Here is a 17,087-nt window from a genome sequence, read left to right as displayed (position 1 = left end):
AAAGTTTAAAAGTGATTGTAGGTTTTGAAGAAACTTTTATTATTGAATACCAGCAACTATTATCTGATGGGAGATATCTTTATATAAAATATGACTACAATGATAAGAAATTCAGCCAATCAGTCGAAATCTCAGATTCTAAATGGTCGGTAGCATATGACTTAGCTAGTTACAATATACTACACAAGGATGGGGGAAAACTAGATTTAGAGGCATATAAAGAATTATCACGTCAGTCAAAAACAGGGGACTCGATACCCAATTTTTACCTAACAAATCCCAACGAAGTACTAGAGTATTTAAAATCTCATGGGATTGATGAAGCTTGGATTAAAGAAAAATCACACTTTATGCTCTATGATGTTGTTCTAGAACGCTGGTTCAAAAATGGTAGTCAACGCTACTCCGTTGATAATCTTGGGGATGTAGAGATTGTGCCATTGAAATCTATGAAAGAATAGAACTAAGTATGAATAGAGAGAGCTTTATAAATAGTAAATGTATGTTATAATATAGGAAATGAACTTGAGGTGATTTTTATGAATTTATTGAATATTTTTTCTGAACTTGATTATAAAGCTATCATCGAGGGGAGTCTGACTAATTTAATTCCAACAATTATAGCAGGAGGATTTGCATTATTTGTAATTGATAAAATGACAAGCTATATCCGTATTTCAAAAAAAATGGAATCCTATGGTTTTAAGGGGACGGCTTCAAAGAAGGGGTTTTCTAAAACTGATATAAAGAAGATGTGTAAAGATACTGAGAGATTAGATATTATCTTTGTATCGGGTTATGGTTTTTTTAGTGCTAACAAGACGCCTCTAAAAAAAGCTATGGATAAAGGTATGCACATTCGATTTTTATGCGCGCAAGTAGATAATCATTTCTTAACTGATATTGAAAATTTAGAAGTAGAGCAAAAAAATCGTAAATCTGGAACAAAGATTAGTGAAGAGATTCGTGAAATAGTCAACGAGTATGAATCATACATTTTAGATATTAACGTGGTAGAGCAATATTTAAATAAGATTAAGCAACTAGAACAACTAGACATTGAACAAGGCTATTTAGAAAATGGCAAAGATATAAAAAAGGAAATTGAAAAGTTATGTAAACAACTTGAGTATTATAAACGTGAAAAAAAGATGGAAATTCGCTATTACTCAACTGAGTATCGTTTACCGTTTATTTTATCTCAAAGTAAACCTTCAAAGGGTAAAATAACAACGAAAGTATGGTTGAATATCACTCTTCCTCCATATAAGTCTGTTGAAAATTTTATGTTAACTGGTGAGAGGGTTGATGATATTAACAAAGATGAGGGGGATTTTAACTTTATTGAAATGATGGAAGAACACTTTGAAAGTATCTGGAATAAGGCTTCTCTAACATTAGGTGAAAATGAAATAAAAAAAGAATCTCAGTACAAAAATTGGGAAGAGTTATTAAAATCTTCATCAGAACGGATGATAAAGTCAAGACAAACTGGCAAAGGTTTATTAATTGAAGTTGCAGCCCAGCACCCATTAGATGAAGGAAAATATCCTAATGAAGAGTTTTCAAAACGCTTGGATAAGGCTATAGAGTTATATAACAGATTAAATCAATCGGGAGAAAGTGTATATATTTATGTTCCAGGAAGTATTCATAAAAATAATGAAGTAGTAGATGAACTTTCTCTTAGCGGTGCCGGAAAAAATTATTTAGTAGAAAAAGGGATAAGTAGTGCAGTAATATATAGTGATGAGATGAATGTAAAATATAAAGGAGATCAGGGAGTTTATAATTCTACTGATGAGTGTTATGTTGCAACTCAGATTTTTGAAGAAATGAAATTTAAACAAATTTATTGTGTATGTTCGCCAGCTCAACTTTTAAGAAAAGCTTTCAGTTATATTAAGTTTGGTACTTTACCTTATTTTGAGGTTGCAAATGCTGAAACATTACATCATAGTTATGTAGATGAATATTTCAAAATGATTCCATTACTCTTGTCAGATGATAAAGCCTTACAATTGGATTCTGAATTAGGAGAAGAGATTCGTAAATGCAGAAAACCAATGAAATAAAAGATAAATAATATGGGGGGATTTTTAAGATTCGACTTATCTTTACTCAAGGAAGCAAGTTGTAGACTAACTTGCTTTTATTAAATTATTGTAGTTCTGAATATAATACTCAATGAAAATCAAAGAGCAAACTAGGAAGCTAGCCGCAGGCTGTACTTGAGTACGGCAAGGTGAAGCTAACGTGGTTTGAATTCGATTTTCGAAGAGTATAAATCTAAAATTGAAAAGTTAATTGAAAGTAAGATTTATACGATAAATTTTGTGAGTATAAGTTTAATATGAAATAAGGATGTTAGTTAAATTGAAAAAATTAGATTTTGTTCTTTTAGCCATCTTACTGTTTACTGTATCCATCCTAACTCTTGTGATCTGTAATATAAAATGGGGAATCATTACTTTAGGTCCAAGTGAAGAGACAAAGGTGCGTGTAAACGGACACTCCGAGAGTTTGGACTCCATAATCCATGTAGAGGTAATTCCAGTTACTACAGATGGGAATATAAAGCTTTCTCGAGGTGATGATTGGTTTGATCCTGAAAAAGGAATTGGATATAATATTAAGGATTCTCGGATTGAAACCTATCATTACAATGAAAAAACATAAAGCTGGGATGTAACGATATTAGAGAATCCTCATAATGGCATTGGTGTCGATCGCGAAGGTATTATTATGGATCCACCTCAAAATGCACTTTTTTCGTTTGCTTCAAAGAAAGGATTCGAAATCAAAATAAAGAATATATCTGATCAGACAGTTGAATTTAAAGTAAAAGTGACATATGATTAAGATTTGGCAAGTTGATAGTTTAGCAAGCAATAGATCCAAATAGTAGATTGATTAGAATCAAACCGGTCAAATCCTGCTAACTTTCAAATTGAAGTACCAAAATCAAATAGAAGTCATAAATATGAATAGGAGAAGGAATGGTATTACAAGATATATTTGATGCAGCTCAAGAAGGAACGTTTGAAGAGTTTTATTCGCTCTACAAGGGAGATGTCAATCAAAACACACATGAGAAATTGAATTTGTTGAACATGGTTTTAACTAGCAATACTTTGCTAGATGAAAAACTTAAGATTATTCAGTTTCTTATTGATGAAAAAATTGATGTTAATTGTTTAGACTCAGATAATAGAAATGCCTTACATAATTTGTTTCAGTTTAAAGCGAATTGGAGAGTAGATGTTGAGTATGCAACTAAGGTCATGTCAATGTTGTTGAAAGCAGGGATAAATGTTAACCAAGTTGATAAATATGGGGCAATTCCATTGATTGCTGCGATTACAGTCTTGAAATTAACAACCAAGGAAGCCTTGCCTTTATATGAGATGTTGATTGCTAGTGGTTCTGATATTCACCGTAAAGATTTTCAAGGGAAGTCAGCTATAGATTATGCGAGAGAATTCAGTTGGAGACAAGATTTATTATCTGAAAATGGAGGGTTACTTGCTGATGAATAATAGTGATTTTGGTGGATTTATGGTTTCAAATAATGTAATAAATGGCTATCCGATTCAGTACACTTATAGAGAGAAATCTTCAATTTCTCAGTTAAATGGCTGGACAATATTATCTTCTATCGATGATGAAGAATATATTTCTAATCCTGATAATTTTACAATTCTAGGTGTGACAAGTATAGTGCAAATTGCTCCGGTTCTACTAGAAATTTTTCCCGCAAAATATGGAACAGATTTGTTTTGGCTATATGATGACAATGTACATATAGGATTTTATGATTTAAAGTCAGAAAGAGAAGTTACTATTACAGAGATTTTGCAATAATCTTTTCTGAATGACTATGGTATATTTTAAAAAAACAAAATGAATGATTAAGCCAAGTAACTTTAAAAAATTTTAGAAATTCAGATAAAGGCATTGTTTTATAAAAAAGCAGGAGATAAAAACATGGCATACATACAAGAAGATTTTCAAGAATGGATTTTCCTCATTGGATTTAAGATGGACTATTTTACCAGGGAGTTTGCTGGGGAATAAGGCCTTCATTAAGACTATAGCATCTAATCTTTGGATGATTTGGAGTCTTAGATATTGGCTCACAAGGGAGGAGATTAAAGTGACGATAGAAACAGAGTTGAAAAAAATAAGTAAAAGTTTATCTTTAATAAATGACAGTCAAACCTCTAACAAGATATCTTCTACTAATCTAGAAAATATAGATGATATTTTAAATGATTATTTACCCCTTCATTTAAAATGGATAGAGAAGGGAAATTCTTGGATTGTTGAGTCATTAAGTGAGAATCGCCAATTAGATAGACAAGCCTTTTCTCAGTTACTTGTAGGAGTTAGAAATCTGTATCTTGATTTAGAGGAACTTCAAGATTTACTGATTGAAGTATCAAATGAAATAGATGAAAATTAGAGGTTTAAAACGTAAAATGGAATAATGGAGGTATATATGACATCAGAGCTAGAAACTAAAAATGAAGAATGGGTAGAAGTCTTTAAAGGTTTGATTCCTGTAGATAAGTATAAGTTAAAAGTCTTGTTGACAAACTTGTCAGATGGTCAAGAAATTCGGTTGATTGGAGAGCAGAACCGTTTTAAATTATCATGTTTTTGTTATGATGAAGCACGAGTCTTTAGCAGGAAATTGTATTTATCTGCAATTCTGGATAAAGAGATGTTTAAAAAATATGAAAAAAATAATTTCCAAAATATCATTTATGAAGTCAAAAATAGTCAATTAGTGAATAAACTCGGATATACAGCCTATGGTAGTGCAGGAACACTGTATTCACAACATTATATCATCATAACTCAAGATAGTGTAGTGGAGATTCTTGTGTCCGCAAATTCTAATTTAAGTATCAGTCAATACTAGAAAATTTGCTAAATAAACATGTACACCGCTGTAGTACAATTAACAGAAAATAGAACTTGGAGAATTGATATGGAAAAATGGACGGAAATTAAACCGGGCTTCATCCCTTTTGGCGACTATGGTATCGAGATAAATATAGACGGGGATACTCTAATTGCCTACTTGGAAGATTCGGAAAAATTTAAATTTACCTTTACAAAAGTTTGGGCTTTCCGTTCAGTCCAGGAAAGTTTAGAATTAATAGATAGTTACTGGGAGCAAGGATTAGCAAAGAACAGACCACTTTATCTGACCAACTATATCTATGAAGTCGAGAATGCAGAATTTGGTGACTTGGTCGCTTCTGCAAATATAGTTAATAAAAAGCTCCATCACTACAAATTAATGTCGACGCATTTTTTAGTGGATATTGTATCTGAAAACGATGTAAAAGTGGAGAAAGTGACTAGCTAGTTTTATGAAATAGTCTCATGTAAAGTGTATGAAATGGTTTACTTTTTTTCAGAAATAAGCTATACTAGTTAGAGTAAACTGTGATAAAATGGAGGTATTGTCTATGGTTGACAAGAGACTCATCGAAGAGATCAAAAACAATACCAATATTGTCGAAATCATAGGAGAAGTGATTTCTTTACAAAAATCTGGACGGAACTTTTTAGGGCTCTGTCCTTTTCATGGTGAAAAGACCCCTTCCTTTAACGTGGTCGAAGATAAGCAGTTTTACCACTGTTTTGGTTGTGGTCGTTCTGGAGATGTTTTTAAGTTTATCGAGGAGTATCAGCAAGTAACTTTTGCGGATGCGGTGAGGATATTAGCTGAGAGACTTGGGATTCAGATGGCAGCGCCTGTTCAAGGTTCTGTACAGCCTAGGTCGCCCCATCAAAATCTCTACGATATGCATGAGAAAGCCGCTCGTTTTTATCATGCCATTCTCATGACGACTAAGATGGGTGAAGAGGCGAGAAACTATCTCTATAAACGAGGCTTAACAGATGATGTTCTCAAGCATTTTATGATTGGTTTGGCTCCAGCAGAACGCTCTTATCTATATCAGCGTTTAGCAGATGATTATAGTGATAAGGACTTGCTGGATTCAGGTTTGTTTTATCTATCTGAGAGTAACCAATTCTTTGATACCTTTCATAATCGCATTATGTTTCCTCTTTCAAATGATCAAGGAAAGGTGATTGCCTTTTCTGGTCGTGTATGGCAAGAGACTGATTCTCAAACTGGAAAGTATAAAAATAGTCGAGCGACGGCAATTTTTAACAAGAGTTACGAATTATATCATTTGGAGAGGGTAAAAAAAGGATCGGGCAAGGCTCCTGAAATCTACTTGATGGAAGGGTTTATGGATGTCATTGCGGCTTATCGTGCTGGTATTGAAAATGCAGTTGCTTCTATGGGAACCGCTCTGACGAGTGAACATGTGGAGCATCTGAAACGCTTTACTAAAAAGGTTATCGTCACCTATGACGGAGATAAGGCTGGACAAGCTGCCACAGCGAAAGCCTTGGATGAGCTTAAAGATTTACCTGTCCAAGTCGTCCAGATTCCTGACGCAATGGATCCAGATGAATATTTGCAGAAAAACTCTCCTCAAGACTTGGCTTATCTCTTAACCAATACTCGCATCAGTCCTATTGAGTTTTACATTCATCATTTCAGACCTGAAAATAGTGAAAATCTACAAGCCCAGATTGAATTTATAGAGAAAATTGCCCCCTTAATCGCCAAGGAACCCTCTATCACAGCTCAGAATTCCTACATTCACATTTTGACGGATCACTTGCCATCATTTGACTATCAGCAAGTCGAACATATTGTCAATGAAAGTCGTGTCAGACAGAGAAAGGAGAAGGTCAAGGAGACCTATAGTCCGAGTCCTGTCACTATGTCTGTTACCAAGCAGCTGACAGCAGTGATGAGAGCGGAAGCCCATATCCTCTACCGAATGATGGAACATCCCTTGGTACTCAATGACTATCGCTTAAGAGAGGATTTTATCTTTGAAACTCCAGAGTTTCAGACCTTGTATGGACTCTTGATTGATAATGGAAGTATCTCATCTGAGGATTTGGCTCATCAGACCAGAGAAGTGGAGAGTGCTTGGTATCAAGTCCTATCCTTAGATTTGCCACCTGAGATGTCCCCTCACGAGTTAGCCGAAGTGGAAGAGTCTCGAAAAAGAGCTCTTTTGAATCAGGAAAATCTGCAAATTAAAAAGAAAGTTCAGGAAGCTAGCCATGTCGGTGATACAGACACTGCATTAGAAGAGCTAGAACGCTTAATTGCCCAAAAAAGAAGAATGGAGTAAGAATGGCAACAAAACAAAAAGAAGTAACAACCTTTGACGTCCAAGTAGCGGAATTTATTCGCAATCATAAAAAAACTGGTACAGCAACTGATGATGAAATCAATAACGCCCTCGTAATTCCCTTCACTTTAGATGTGGAAGGTATTGAGAATCTTTTGCAACGCATTCAAGATGCTGGTATCTCAATTACGGACAACGACGGAAATCCAAGTGCGCGTGTTTTGAGCACTGAGGAAGAACCAGAGTTGACTGATGAAGATTTGATTGGTTCAACCTCTGCTAAGGTCAATGACCCTGTCCGTATGTATTTGAAAGAAATCGGGGTTGTGCCTCTGCTTACAAATGAAGAGGAAAAAGAGTTGGCCCTTGCTGTTGAAGCGGGTGATATCGAAGCTAAACAACGCCTTGCAGAAGCGAACCTTCGTTTGGTAGTATCTATCGCTAAACGTTATGTTGGACGTGGAATGCAGTTCCTTGACTTGATTCAAGAAGGAAACATGGGCTTGATGAAGGCCGTTGATAAATTTGACTACTCTAAAGGGTTCAAATTCTCAACTTATGCGACTTGGTGGATTCGTCAGGCCATTACTCGTGCCATTGCTGACCAAGCTCGTACCATCCGTATCCCAGTTCACATGGTGGAAACCATTAACAAGCTTGTTCGTGAACAACGTAATCTTCTTCAAGAATTGGGACAAGATCCAACTCCTGAACAAATCGCCGAACGCATGGATATGACACCTGATAAGGTCCGTGAAATTCTCAAGATTGCCCAAGAACCTGTTTCTCTTGAAACACCTATCGGTGAAGAGGACGATAGCCATCTTGGTGACTTTATCGAGGACGAAGTGATTGAAAATCCAGTGGACTATACAACTCGTATCGTTTTGCGCGAACAATTGGATGAAGTCTTGGATACTCTTACAGACCGCGAAGAGAATGTCTTGCGACTTCGTTTTGGTCTAGATGATGGGAAAATGCGTACTCTTGAAGATGTTGGTAAAGTCTTTAACGTAACACGTGAACGTATCCGTCAGATTGAAGCCAAAGCTTTGAGAAAACTTCGCCAGCCAAGTCGAAGCAAACCACTTCGTGATTTCATTGAAGATTAAGTTAAGGGAGAATGAAGATGGCTTATACAGAAGAACAAATCGAAAATATCAAAACACGTATTTTGACAGCCCTAGAAGAAGTGATTGACCCAGAGTTGGGGATTGATATTGTCAATCTAGGCTTGATCTACGAGATTCGTTTTGATGGCGATACAGGTGAGACTGAAATTGATATGACCTTAACAACCATGGGTTGTCCCTTGGCAGATCTTTTAACCGACCAAATCTATGATGCTATGACGGATGTTCCAGAGGTTACTAATGTTGAAGTCAAATTAGTTTGGTATCCAGCTTGGACAGTTGAGAAAATGAGCCGTTACGCTCGTATCGCTTTAGGCATCAAGTAAGTAAATGATAAAAAGAGAAATAGTGTAGACGCCAGGAAATTCCCAGCTTTTATACTATCTCTCTTTTAATTTGCTGATTTTATTTGAAGAAAATGGTATAATGGTTACTATGGAAAAAGAGAAATTACGCATCAATATGCTAAGTTCAAGTGAAAAAGTGGCGGGTCAAGGTGTGTCTGGTGCTTACCGTGAACTGGTGCAGCTTTTAAAACGAGATGCGAAAGACCAACTGATCGTAACAGAAAATCTTCCAATCGAAGCGGATGTTACTCATTTTCATACGATTGATTTTCCTTATTATCTCTCGACCTTTCAGAAAAAACGTTCTGGACGTAAGATTGGCTATGTTCACTTCTTACCTGATACCTTGGAAGGTAGTTTGAAGATTCCATTCTTCTTAAAGGGGATTGTCAAACGCTATGTATTTTCTTTTTATGACCGTATGGAGCATCTGGTTGTGGTCAATCCTACCTTCATTGAGGATTTGGTGGCTGCTGGAATTCCACGTGAAAAAGTGACCTATATTCCTAACTTTGTCAATAAAGAAAAATGGCATTCACTTCCTATAGAGCAAGTTGAGCAACTTCGTAAAGATATGGGAATTGATGAGAATCAGTTTGTAGTCGTTGGTGCTGGTCAGGTTCAGAAGCGTAAAGGAATAGATGACTTTATCACTCTAGCTGAGGAATTACCGGATATCACTTTTATTTGGGCTGGTGGCTTCTCTTTTGGGGGAATAACGGATGGTTATGAACGCTATAAAAAGATTATGGATAATCCTCCAGAAAACTTGATTTTCCCTGGAATTGTCGAGCCAGAACGGATGAGAGAACTCTATGCCTTGGCTGATCTTTTCTTGCTTCCAAGTTATAACGAGCTCTTTCCAATGACTATTCTAGAAGCTGCGAGTTGTGAAGCACCCATTATGCTTCGTGATCTAGATCTTTATAAGGTCATTCTTGAAGGAAATTACAGACCAACCACTGATGTAGAAGAGATGAAAGAAGCTATCTTGGAATATCGAGAGCATCCAGAAGCGTTGAAAGCATTGAAAGAAAAGGCTAAGGCCATTTCAAGAGAATATTCAGAAGAGCATCTTCTTGAAATCTGGCTAAAATTCTATCGGGAGCAAGCAGCTTTAGGAAAAAAATGAGGTAGTATATGCGAATTGGATTATTTACAGATACTTATTTCCCACAGGTTTCGGGTGTTGCAACCAGTATTCGAACCTTAAAAACAGAGCTTGAAAAGCAAGGGCATGCAGTCTTTATCTTCACGACAACAGATAAGGATGTCAATCGTTATGAAGACTGGCAGATTATTCGTATTCCTAGTGTTCCTTTCTTTGCCTTTAAAGACCGTCGTTTCGCCTATCGTGGATTTACGAAAGCTCTTGAGATTGCAAAACAATACAAACTCGATATTATTCATACGCAGACTGAGTTTTCTCTTGGTTTATTGGGAATTTGGATTGCTCGAGAACTGAAAATCCCAGTCATTCATACCTATCATACCCAGTACGAGGATTATGTTCACTATATTGCTAAGGGTTTGTTGATTCGTCCGAGCATGGTCAAGTATCTTGTAAGGGGATTTCTTCATGATGTGGATGGTGTGATTTGTCCGAGTGAGATTGTGCGTGATTTATTATCTGATTATAAGGTCAAAGTTGAAAAGCGTGTCATTCCTACAGGTATTGAGCTTGCCAAGTTTGAACGTCCTGAAATTGGACCAGAGCACATCAGTGATCTACGAGATAAACTAGGTATTAAGAAAGACGAAAAGATGCTTCTTAGTCTTTCCCGGGTGTCTTACGAAAAGAACATTCAAGCTGTTTTGGCAGCACTTCCAGATGTTCTAGAAGAAGAGCAAAATGTTAAATTAGTCGTTGCTGGAGATGGACCTTATCTGGAAAACCTCAAGGAGCAAGCAGAAGATTTGCAGATTCAGGATTCTGTTATCTTTACAGGTATGATCGCTCCAAGCGAGACAGCACTTTACTATAAGGCGGCTGATTTCTTCATTTCAGCTTCAACTAGTGAGACGCAAGGCTTGACCTATCTTGAAAGTCTTGCAAGTAAGACTCCGGTAATAGCTCATGGAAATCCTTATCTAGATAATTTGATTAGCGATAAGATGTTTGGAACTCTTTATTATGAAGAGAGAGATTTAGCAGGGGCTATTTTAGAAGCTTTAATTGCAACTCCAAAGATGGATGAAAAACTTTTGGCTGATAAATTGTATGAAATTTCAGCTGAGAATTTTGCTAAGAGAGTCCATGAGTTTTATTTGGATGCTATCATCTCAAACAATTTTGAAAAAGAATTAACTCGTGATGAACCGATGACACAACGGATTTTAAAGACAGTATTTTACTTGCCACAACAGGCAGTTTCAGTTCCAGTCAAAAGTTCTAAACGAATGTTAAAAGCATCCAAGAAACAGTTGAATGACTTGAGAGATTATTGGAATGACTAAGGTCTTCGAAGAAAGGAAATGAAGAAATGAAAAAGAAATTTATGAGAAGTAGTCGAGATCAAAAAATCGGTGGAGTATGCGCTGGTTTAGCTAATTATTTTGATATTGATCCGACAATCGTACGTGTGATCTGGGGAGTTCTAGCTTTTTGTTATGGTAGCGGACTTATTGCTTACTTAATCTTGTGGGCAATTGCTCCAGTTTCGGAAGAATATTAAAAATAGGGAATTATAGAAAAGGAGAAAATAATGGCATTTGGTGATAATGGAAAACGTAAAAAAACATTTTTTGAGAAATTGACACTATTCGTCGTTTTGATTATGTTGTTTGTAACCTTAGCAGGTATCTTTGCTACAGCCATTGGTGTATTTAGCAGATTCTAGGAAACTAGAATTTCTAGCAAGTAGTAATAGTTGGTGACTGGGATTTCCCAGCCCTTTTTAAAGTGAGAAAAGAATATGAGTATGTTTTTAGATACAGCCAAGATTAAGGTCAAGGCTGGAAATGGTGGCGATGGCATGGTTGCTTTTCGCCGAGAAAAATATGTCCCTAATGGAGGACCATGGGGTGGTGACGGTGGCCGTGGTGGTAACGTTGTTTTCGTTGTAGATGAAGGTTTACGTACCTTGATGGACTTCCGTTACAATCGTCATTTCAAAGCCCAGTCAGGTGAAAAAGGAATGACTAAAGGAATGCACGGACGCGGTGCAGAAGACTTGATTGTCCGAGTACCTCAAGGGACAACTGTGCGTGATGCTGAGACTGGAAAAGTTATCACTGACTTGATTGAACACGGTCAAGAGTTTATCGTTGCTCACGGTGGTCGAGGTGGTCGTGGGAATATCCGTTTTGCGACACCAAAAAATCCTGCTCCAGAGATCTCTGAGAATGGAGAACCTGGTCAGGAACGTGAGTTACAGTTAGAACTTAAAATCCTTGCGGATGTTGGTTTGGTTGGCTTCCCTTCAGTTGGAAAATCAACTCTGCTCAGCGTAATTACCTCTGCAAAACCTAAAATCGGTGCCTACCACTTTACAACAATCGTTCCTAATCTTGGTATGGTCCGTACTCAATCAGGTGAGTCATTTGCAGTGGCAGACCTTCCTGGTTTGATCGAAGGCGCTAGTCAAGGTGTGGGCTTGGGAACTCAGTTCCTTCGCCATATTGAGCGTACTCGCGTTATCCTTCACATCATTGATATGTCAGCCAGTGAAGGACGTGATCCTTACGAAGATTATCTTGCTATTAACAAAGAGTTGGAATCTTATAACCTTCGTCTTATGGAACGTCCCCAAATCATTGTTGCTAATAAGATGGATATGCCAGAAAGCAAAGAAAATCTTGAAGAATTCAAGAAAAAATTGGCGGCTAACTATGATGAGTTCGAGGACTTACCAGCCATCTTCCCAATCTCAGGTTTGACTAAGCAAGGTCTTGCACCTTTACTAGATGCAACAGCCGAGCTTCTTGATAAGACACCAGAATTTCTTCTTTATGATGAGTCAGAAATGGAAGAAGAAGTTTATTATGGTTTTGACGAAGAAGAAAAACCATTTGAAATTAGTCGTGATGACGATGCAACTTGGGTACTTTCAGGTGAAAAACTCATTAAACTCTTTAACATGACTAACTTTGATCGTGATGAGTCTGTCATGAAGTTTGCTCGTCAGTTGCGTGGTATGGGAGTTGATGAAGCTCTCCGTGCCCGTGGTGCCAAGGATGGAGATCTAGTTCGTATCGGCAAATTTGAGTTTGAGTTTGTAGACTAGGAGATAGCTATGGGAGATAAACCGATATCTTTCCGAGATGCTGATGGAAATTTTGTTTCTGCAGCAGACGTCTGGAATGAGAAAAAGTTAGAAGAACTCTTTAATCGCCTCAATCCAAATCGTGCTTTGAGACTAGCAAGAACTAAAAAGCAAGCTGAAAATAACAAATCATAAAATAAACCCGTGATGAGAGTCATCACGGGATTTTATTAGCGATCAAAAAATAGAGGTGGTGCAAATTGTTTGAGGCGTTCAAAGCAAGATTGAGCTTGTTCTTTATCCTCGCAGATAACCAAACAGACATCATTGCCACAGATAGTAGCCACAATTTCAGGGAAGTTTAGGGCATCTAAGATGGATCCAAAGGATTGCGCTAAACCTGGATAGGTTTTGATGACAACCTGGTGTTGAACAGGATGCATCATGTAGAGGGCTTCCTCCATATACACTTCTAGGCGTTTTTCCCACTTTGATGTGGAACCAGTATTGATTGCATAATAGGAATGTTCACCTTCACGAATTTTAGAGAGGTTCATCAGATTGATGTCTCGTGAAAGCGTTGCTTGTGTGACATGGACTCCATTTTCAATCAGTAGTTCTTGTAGCTCAGTTTGGGTATGAATCTTTTGCTTAGTGATTAGGGCTCGGATGAGCTGGTGTCTTTGTTCGGCCTTGTTCATCTACAGTTACCTCCCTTTGAAAAGGTATTTCAAGATTGGACTGTGCGAGATCGACAGTCAAGTGATAGTTTGTATTGTCACGAATAGTGATTTCAAAGTCTGTAGTATAGAGCACCAGACGAAGTGTATCATCTTTCTGAAGTTTGTAGATAGTTGGTTGCAGTTCAAATTGGAACTCCATCCATTCATCTGGTTTAACTTCTTCAATTTTTAATAAATCATGACGATTTTGGAGGTTGAGGTAGCCTTTGGTAATAACACGTTGGGCATTTGAGCTAAATGGTAGCTCGCAAAGGTTTTCCAGCATGTGGTAACGACCGTTATCAATAGTACGAGCAAATAAAACTCCTGGATATGGTTGGAGGTATTTCTTTTGCCCCAGTTCAAGGAGTTGAGCAGAGAGAAGACCTTTATTGGTATTTGACTTGAGTCGTAGGTTTAGTTTAACACGACCGTTGATATGAAGATCTTCAGTCACTGGAAGATCAATGGTAATCTGATTCACCTTACCTTGATAGAGTTCATTATTAAAGGTTTGGTAGGACTTTCCAAAACGGTCGAAGTCTGAGTCTTCATAGTGGTTTTGAATGACAGCTTCTTCAGTACCTAATGTGAAAGTTTTGTGGTCAGTTTGATTTCCAAAATCTTCAAGAGTCATCCATGTTTGAGGAGCTGTATTGTCTTGCCAAACGATTCTTGGAAGTCGGTAATCAGTTTCATGCCCCAATAATTTCTGTGTCAAAAGAGCATTCATGGATTCACGGAAATCAATAGACTGCCAGTTGTTCATATAAACATGGGCCCCGTTATGATAAAAGAGGTGTTTATTAATATGACTTGGAAGAGCATTAAACATTTGATAGACGTGAAGTGGTTTTACATTCCAGTCTTGCGAACCATGGGTAAAAACAACTTCAGCCTTAACTTTTTCAGCATTAAGGAGGTAATTTCTGTCATGCCAAAATTGGTTGTAATCCCCAGTTTTACGGTCTAAATTTTTCTTTAGTTTTTCTATGGATTCTTTATGAGCTTCGTTTCCACGAATAAAGTCACCAGCTAAGAGATTACGAGAATAAGTTAATTCATCTAATGAATCGAAGTCCTCCCCAGGATAGCCACCTGGGCTTGTCACAAGACCATTTTCACGGTAATAGTTGTACCAAGAAGAAATACCGGCTTCAGCAATAATGACTTCTAAACCATCAACTCCTGTAGTTGCAAGACCATTAGACATTGTTCCTAGATAAGAAAGACCAGTAGTGGCAACTTTTCCATTTGACCAGTCAGCCTTGACCTGACGTTTACGACTGTGGTCTGTGAAGGCACGACAACGACCATTGAGCCAATCAATAACATTTTTATAGGCTTCAACTTGGCGGTAATCTCCGTTGGTCATTTGACCTTGAGAATCCTTGGTTCCAAGACCAGATACGTAGATATTTGCAAATCCTCTTGGAAGGAAGTAGTCGTTAAGTGTGTAGCTGCTATTGATATGAGTGAGTTTTTCTTCAGCTTCTGGAACGAGTTCAGCTTCTCCAACAGGTTCAACCAAGTCTAATGTTGGTTTTTCTAGAGAAATTTCATGTGCTTCCTTGACTTCTAGCTCAGCTTCCATTTTGTAAAGAGCTTTATCACTTGCTTTATCATTGGTTCCTTGATGGTAAGGACTTGCCGTCATAACAGCTGGAATTTTGCCGTGGTAAGATGGACGGATAATGTTTACCTTGATAAGATCTGGCAGTCCATCATTATCAGAATCAATACGACTTTCCACATAAACAACTTCCCGAATAACATTGTTAGTTGAGAAAGTAGCCAAACTCTTTCCATTGAAGTAGTGGTAATCATTGTCCTCAGGGATAAGACCATCACTAACTAGCTGATCAATCAAGGTATTTCCCTTTTTAGTGCGCGTGTTAAGGAGGTGATAGAGATTGTCAATCAAATCTCCGTATACAATAGGGAATGCCGTTTCTTTATGAAAAGCTAGACCATCTTCAAAGTCTATTAAGTAGTTGAAACCAAGCAACTGAAAGGCTACAGTATAGAAAATTTCTGCAGTTAATTCACGATCAGAATTGAAGAAAGTGAGTAGATCAGTTTCTTTATCAACCGCTAAAGTTGAGAGGGGATAATCCGTATTTTTGTAATTGAAAAAACAAGTTCTAACAAAAGCTTCAAATAGTTCTTTTGCAGAATTTGATTGGTCAAGTTTGAATCCAAGGCTGGATAATTCCTGTAAAGCTTCTTGCTGGCTTACAGGATAGTAACTGAATTGATTAAAACGCATAGATGCCTCCTTTGAAGAATCATTCTAAATTTATTATATCAAAAAAGAAGGGAAAATGATAGAAAATACAAGTAACTGTTATAATAAACTAAAAAGGATGATTTCGTGAAATGGAATATAAAAAGACAGATTCGAGAAATCTATTAAATTAAAAATACAGAAATCATAGATTTGAAAAATAATTGAAATATTTTAGATTGCACGCTTAATATAAAATAAAAACTAGCCATGGAATTAGTAGTAGCTACTAAATTCTGTGACTAGTTGTAGAGTTTAAGGTTTTGACTTGATAATTTTAGTTTGTTTAGACAGTGATTGGAGTGTTTGGTCACTTAATTTTGAATCAGTGATAATGGTGTCGATATCTGAGATATTGTAAAATGTAAAGAAATCAAATTTATCAAATTTGCTATGGTCAGCTAGGAGATATTTTTTATTGGCGTTTTCTAGTGCTAATTTCTGTGCTTCACCTTCGTCTTCACTAAAAGTAGCGATAGCATGATCCTTGATACCATTACAACTAACGAAAGCTTTTGAAAATTGCAAACTAGCGATATCTTGAAGGGTTAAAGTACCTACAAATGCTCCAGTAATTGAACGATAATTACCACCGATTAGAATGAGATCAGTTAGCTTACGCTCGTTTAGAATGAGAAATACAGGCAAACTATTGGTAACAACTCGAATGTTATCGATAGGAAGCTCACGCGCAAAGAATTCTAATGTGGTACCTGGACCAATGAAAATAGTTTCTCTTTCTTCAACTAAGTGACCTGCAAAGCGAGCAATTTCTTGTTTTTCTGCTGTTTGTAGTCCTTGTTTTTCAACATTAGAACGCTCATTATTTAATAAGGAACCTGTTCGAAGTTTTTCGGCTCCTCCATGAACACGAACCAGTAAATCTTTATCTGCCAACTCTTGTAAATATCGTCTAGCTGTCATATCGGAAATATCAAGGCGATTCATAATCTCTTTAACAGTGATAGTTCCTTTTGTATTAACAATGTCTAAAATAGTATCTAATTTTTCTTGCTTCAGCATTGAACCACCCCCAAATCTAATATTATTTTATCATATTTTAAACAGCTAAGCAACTTAAAGAAAACAAAAATAAACAAAAAAAAACATCTAGTTTATAAATAAACTTAGATGTTTTTTTAGGTTAGG

The 17,087-nt window shown here is 36.8% G+C and carries 20 protein-coding genes; 17 read left to right on the top strand and 3 right to left on the bottom strand.

The features are described 5' to 3' along the window. The 17 genes from QEZ38_RS02845 to QEZ38_RS02765 form a co-directional block, all read left to right on the top strand. Positions 1 to 461 (top strand): TipC family immunity protein (locus QEZ38_RS02845; protein ID WP_281334965.1); only part of this gene is annotated, 461 nt, incomplete at its 5' end. Positions 462 to 539: 78 nt separating this feature from the next. After that, a complete protein-coding gene (locus QEZ38_RS02840; protein ID WP_153224716.1) occupies positions 540 to 2,075 on the top strand; it encodes a YdcF family protein in 1,536 nt (511 codons plus the stop codon). A gap of 289 nt (positions 2,076 to 2,364) precedes the next feature. After that, on the top strand, positions 2,365 to 2,679 hold the full coding sequence (locus tag QEZ38_RS02835) for a hypothetical protein (RefSeq protein WP_153224715.1): 315 nt from the start codon (positions 2,365 to 2,367) through the stop codon (positions 2,677 to 2,679). Between the two features lie 320 nt (positions 2,680 to 2,999). Then, positions 3,000 to 3,539: an ankyrin repeat domain-containing protein gene (locus QEZ38_RS02830; RefSeq protein WP_153224714.1), complete on the top strand. Its 540-nt coding sequence runs from the start codon at positions 3,000 to 3,002 to the stop codon at positions 3,537 to 3,539. Then, positions 3,532 to 3,864 carry an immunity protein Imm33 domain-containing protein gene (locus tag QEZ38_RS02825; RefSeq protein WP_228113855.1) on the top strand — a complete coding sequence of 111 codons (333 nt, stop codon included), beginning with the start codon at positions 3,532 to 3,534 and terminating at the stop codon, positions 3,862 to 3,864. The genes QEZ38_RS02830 and QEZ38_RS02825 overlap by 8 nt, the downstream gene beginning before the upstream one ends. Positions 3,865 to 4,156: 292 nt before the next feature. After that, positions 4,157 to 4,465, top strand: coding sequence for a hypothetical protein (locus tag QEZ38_RS02820; protein ID WP_281334964.1), 309 nt, complete (start codon positions 4,157 to 4,159; stop codon positions 4,463 to 4,465). A 36-nt stretch (positions 4,466 to 4,501) separates the two neighbouring features. Next, positions 4,502 to 4,927: a hypothetical protein gene (locus QEZ38_RS02815; RefSeq protein ID WP_281334963.1), complete on the top strand. Its 426-nt coding sequence runs from the start codon at positions 4,502 to 4,504 to the stop codon at positions 4,925 to 4,927. Positions 4,928 to 4,996: 69 nt separating this feature from the next. Beyond that, a complete protein-coding gene (locus QEZ38_RS02810) occupies positions 4,997 to 5,380 on the top strand; it encodes a hypothetical protein (RefSeq protein WP_281334962.1) in 384 nt (127 codons plus the stop codon). Positions 5,381 to 5,483: 103 nt separating this feature from the next. Beyond that, positions 5,484 to 7,244, top strand: a complete 1,761-nt coding sequence (gene dnaG, locus QEZ38_RS02805) for a DNA primase (RefSeq protein WP_281334961.1) — start codon at positions 5,484 to 5,486, stop codon at positions 7,242 to 7,244. A 2-nt stretch (positions 7,245 to 7,246) separates the two neighbouring features. Beyond that, on the top strand, positions 7,247 to 8,356 hold the full coding sequence (gene rpoD, locus QEZ38_RS02800; RefSeq protein ID WP_281334960.1) for an RNA polymerase sigma factor RpoD: 1,110 nt from the start codon (positions 7,247 to 7,249) through the stop codon (positions 8,354 to 8,356). Between the two features lie 17 nt (positions 8,357 to 8,373). Then, positions 8,374 to 8,703 carry a metal-sulfur cluster assembly factor gene (locus QEZ38_RS02795; RefSeq protein ID WP_000331926.1) on the top strand — a complete coding sequence of 110 codons (330 nt, stop codon included), beginning with the start codon at positions 8,374 to 8,376 and terminating at the stop codon, positions 8,701 to 8,703. Between the two features lie 109 nt (positions 8,704 to 8,812). Next, positions 8,813 to 9,856 carry a glycosyltransferase family 4 protein gene (locus tag QEZ38_RS02790; RefSeq protein WP_483887398.1) on the top strand — a complete coding sequence of 348 codons (1,044 nt, stop codon included), beginning with the start codon at positions 8,813 to 8,815 and terminating at the stop codon, positions 9,854 to 9,856. An 8-nt stretch (positions 9,857 to 9,864) separates the two neighbouring features. Then, positions 9,865 to 11,181, top strand: coding sequence for a glycosyltransferase family 4 protein (locus QEZ38_RS02785; protein WP_281334958.1), 1,317 nt, complete (start codon positions 9,865 to 9,867; stop codon positions 11,179 to 11,181). Positions 11,182 to 11,207: 26 nt separating this feature from the next. Next, a complete protein-coding gene (locus QEZ38_RS02780; RefSeq protein ID WP_075229473.1) occupies positions 11,208 to 11,399 on the top strand; it encodes a PspC domain-containing protein in 192 nt (63 codons plus the stop codon). A 30-nt stretch (positions 11,400 to 11,429) separates the two neighbouring features. Next, on the top strand, positions 11,430 to 11,564 hold the full coding sequence (locus QEZ38_RS02775; RefSeq protein WP_049548929.1) for a DUF4044 domain-containing protein: 135 nt from the start codon (positions 11,430 to 11,432) through the stop codon (positions 11,562 to 11,564). A 75-nt stretch (positions 11,565 to 11,639) separates the two neighbouring features. Continuing rightward, complete coding sequence (obgE, locus tag QEZ38_RS02770) at positions 11,640 to 12,950, top strand: GTPase ObgE (RefSeq protein WP_049548930.1); 1,311 nt, start codon at positions 11,640 to 11,642, stop codon at positions 12,948 to 12,950. A gap of 9 nt (positions 12,951 to 12,959) precedes the next feature. Beyond that, positions 12,960 to 13,124, top strand: coding sequence for a hypothetical protein (locus QEZ38_RS02765; RefSeq protein WP_049502767.1), 165 nt, complete (start codon positions 12,960 to 12,962; stop codon positions 13,122 to 13,124). Positions 13,125 to 13,159: 35 nt separating this feature from the next. Here QEZ38_RS02765 and QEZ38_RS02760 read toward each other — a convergent pair whose 3' ends face one another. From QEZ38_RS02760 to QEZ38_RS02750, 3 genes are all read right to left on the bottom strand, one after another. Next, positions 13,160 to 13,630: an arginine repressor gene (locus QEZ38_RS02760; RefSeq protein WP_075229474.1), complete on the bottom strand. Its 471-nt coding sequence runs from the start codon at positions 13,628 to 13,630 to the stop codon at positions 13,160 to 13,162. Beyond that, positions 13,581 to 15,920, bottom strand: a complete 2,340-nt coding sequence (locus QEZ38_RS02755; RefSeq protein WP_281334957.1) for a Xaa-Pro dipeptidyl-peptidase — start codon at positions 15,918 to 15,920, stop codon at positions 13,581 to 13,583. Before QEZ38_RS02755 ends, QEZ38_RS02760 begins: the two co-directional genes overlap by 50 nt. A gap of 273 nt (positions 15,921 to 16,193) precedes the next feature. After that, the gene (locus tag QEZ38_RS02750; RefSeq protein WP_049526101.1) at positions 16,194 to 16,961 is read right to left on the bottom strand and encodes a DeoR/GlpR family DNA-binding transcription regulator; all 768 of its coding nucleotides are present in this window, start codon (positions 16,959 to 16,961) and stop codon (positions 16,194 to 16,196) included. Positions 16,962 to 17,087 lie beyond the last annotated feature (126 nt).

Source organism: Streptococcus taonis (genome assembly GCF_029948085.1).
Classification (GTDB): Bacteria; Bacillota; Bacilli; order Lactobacillales; family Streptococcaceae; genus Streptococcus; species Streptococcus taonis.
Note: the sequence above shows the minus strand (reverse complement) of the source record. Positions and strands in the feature narration are given on the sequence as shown.

Bases quoted from the DNA above. Each gene is read 5' to 3' on its own strand.
- QEZ38_RS02840 (WP_153224716.1), top strand. From the start codon at position 540: ATGAATTTATTGAATATTTTTTCTGAACTTGATTATAAAGCTATCATC.
- QEZ38_RS02835 (WP_153224715.1), top strand. From the start codon at position 2,365: ATGTTAGTTAAATTGAAAAAATTAGATTTTGTTCTTTTAGCCATCTTA.
- QEZ38_RS02830 (WP_153224714.1), top strand. From the start codon at position 3,000: ATGGTATTACAAGATATATTTGATGCAGCTCAAGAAGGAACGTTTGAA.
- QEZ38_RS02825 (WP_228113855.1), top strand. From the start codon at position 3,532: ATGAATAATAGTGATTTTGGTGGATTTATGGTTTCAAATAATGTAATA.
- QEZ38_RS02815 (WP_281334963.1), top strand. From the start codon at position 4,502: ATGACATCAGAGCTAGAAACTAAAAATGAAGAATGGGTAGAAGTCTTT.
- QEZ38_RS02810 (WP_281334962.1), top strand. From the start codon at position 4,997: ATGGAAAAATGGACGGAAATTAAACCGGGCTTCATCCCTTTTGGCGAC.
- dnaG (WP_281334961.1), top strand. From the start codon at position 5,484: ATGGTTGACAAGAGACTCATCGAAGAGATCAAAAACAATACCAATATT.
- rpoD (WP_281334960.1), top strand. From the start codon at position 7,247: ATGGCAACAAAACAAAAAGAAGTAACAACCTTTGACGTCCAAGTAGCG.
- QEZ38_RS02795 (WP_000331926.1), top strand. From the start codon at position 8,374: ATGGCTTATACAGAAGAACAAATCGAAAATATCAAAACACGTATTTTG.
- QEZ38_RS02790 (WP_483887398.1), top strand. From the start codon at position 8,813: ATGGAAAAAGAGAAATTACGCATCAATATGCTAAGTTCAAGTGAAAAA.
- QEZ38_RS02785 (WP_281334958.1), top strand. From the start codon at position 9,865: ATGCGAATTGGATTATTTACAGATACTTATTTCCCACAGGTTTCGGGT.
- QEZ38_RS02780 (WP_075229473.1), top strand. From the start codon at position 11,208: ATGAAAAAGAAATTTATGAGAAGTAGTCGAGATCAAAAAATCGGTGGA.
- QEZ38_RS02775 (WP_049548929.1), top strand. From the start codon at position 11,430: ATGGCATTTGGTGATAATGGAAAACGTAAAAAAACATTTTTTGAGAAA.
- obgE (WP_049548930.1), top strand. From the start codon at position 11,640: ATGAGTATGTTTTTAGATACAGCCAAGATTAAGGTCAAGGCTGGAAAT.
- QEZ38_RS02765 (WP_049502767.1), top strand. From the start codon at position 12,960: ATGGGAGATAAACCGATATCTTTCCGAGATGCTGATGGAAATTTTGTT.
- QEZ38_RS02760 (WP_075229474.1), bottom strand. From the start codon at position 13,630: ATGAACAAGGCCGAACAAAGACACCAGCTCATCCGAGCCCTAATCACT.
- QEZ38_RS02755 (WP_281334957.1), bottom strand. From the start codon at position 15,920: ATGCGTTTTAATCAATTCAGTTACTATCCTGTAAGCCAGCAAGAAGCT.
- QEZ38_RS02750 (WP_049526101.1), bottom strand. From the start codon at position 16,961: ATGCTGAAGCAAGAAAAATTAGATACTATTTTAGACATTGTTAATACA.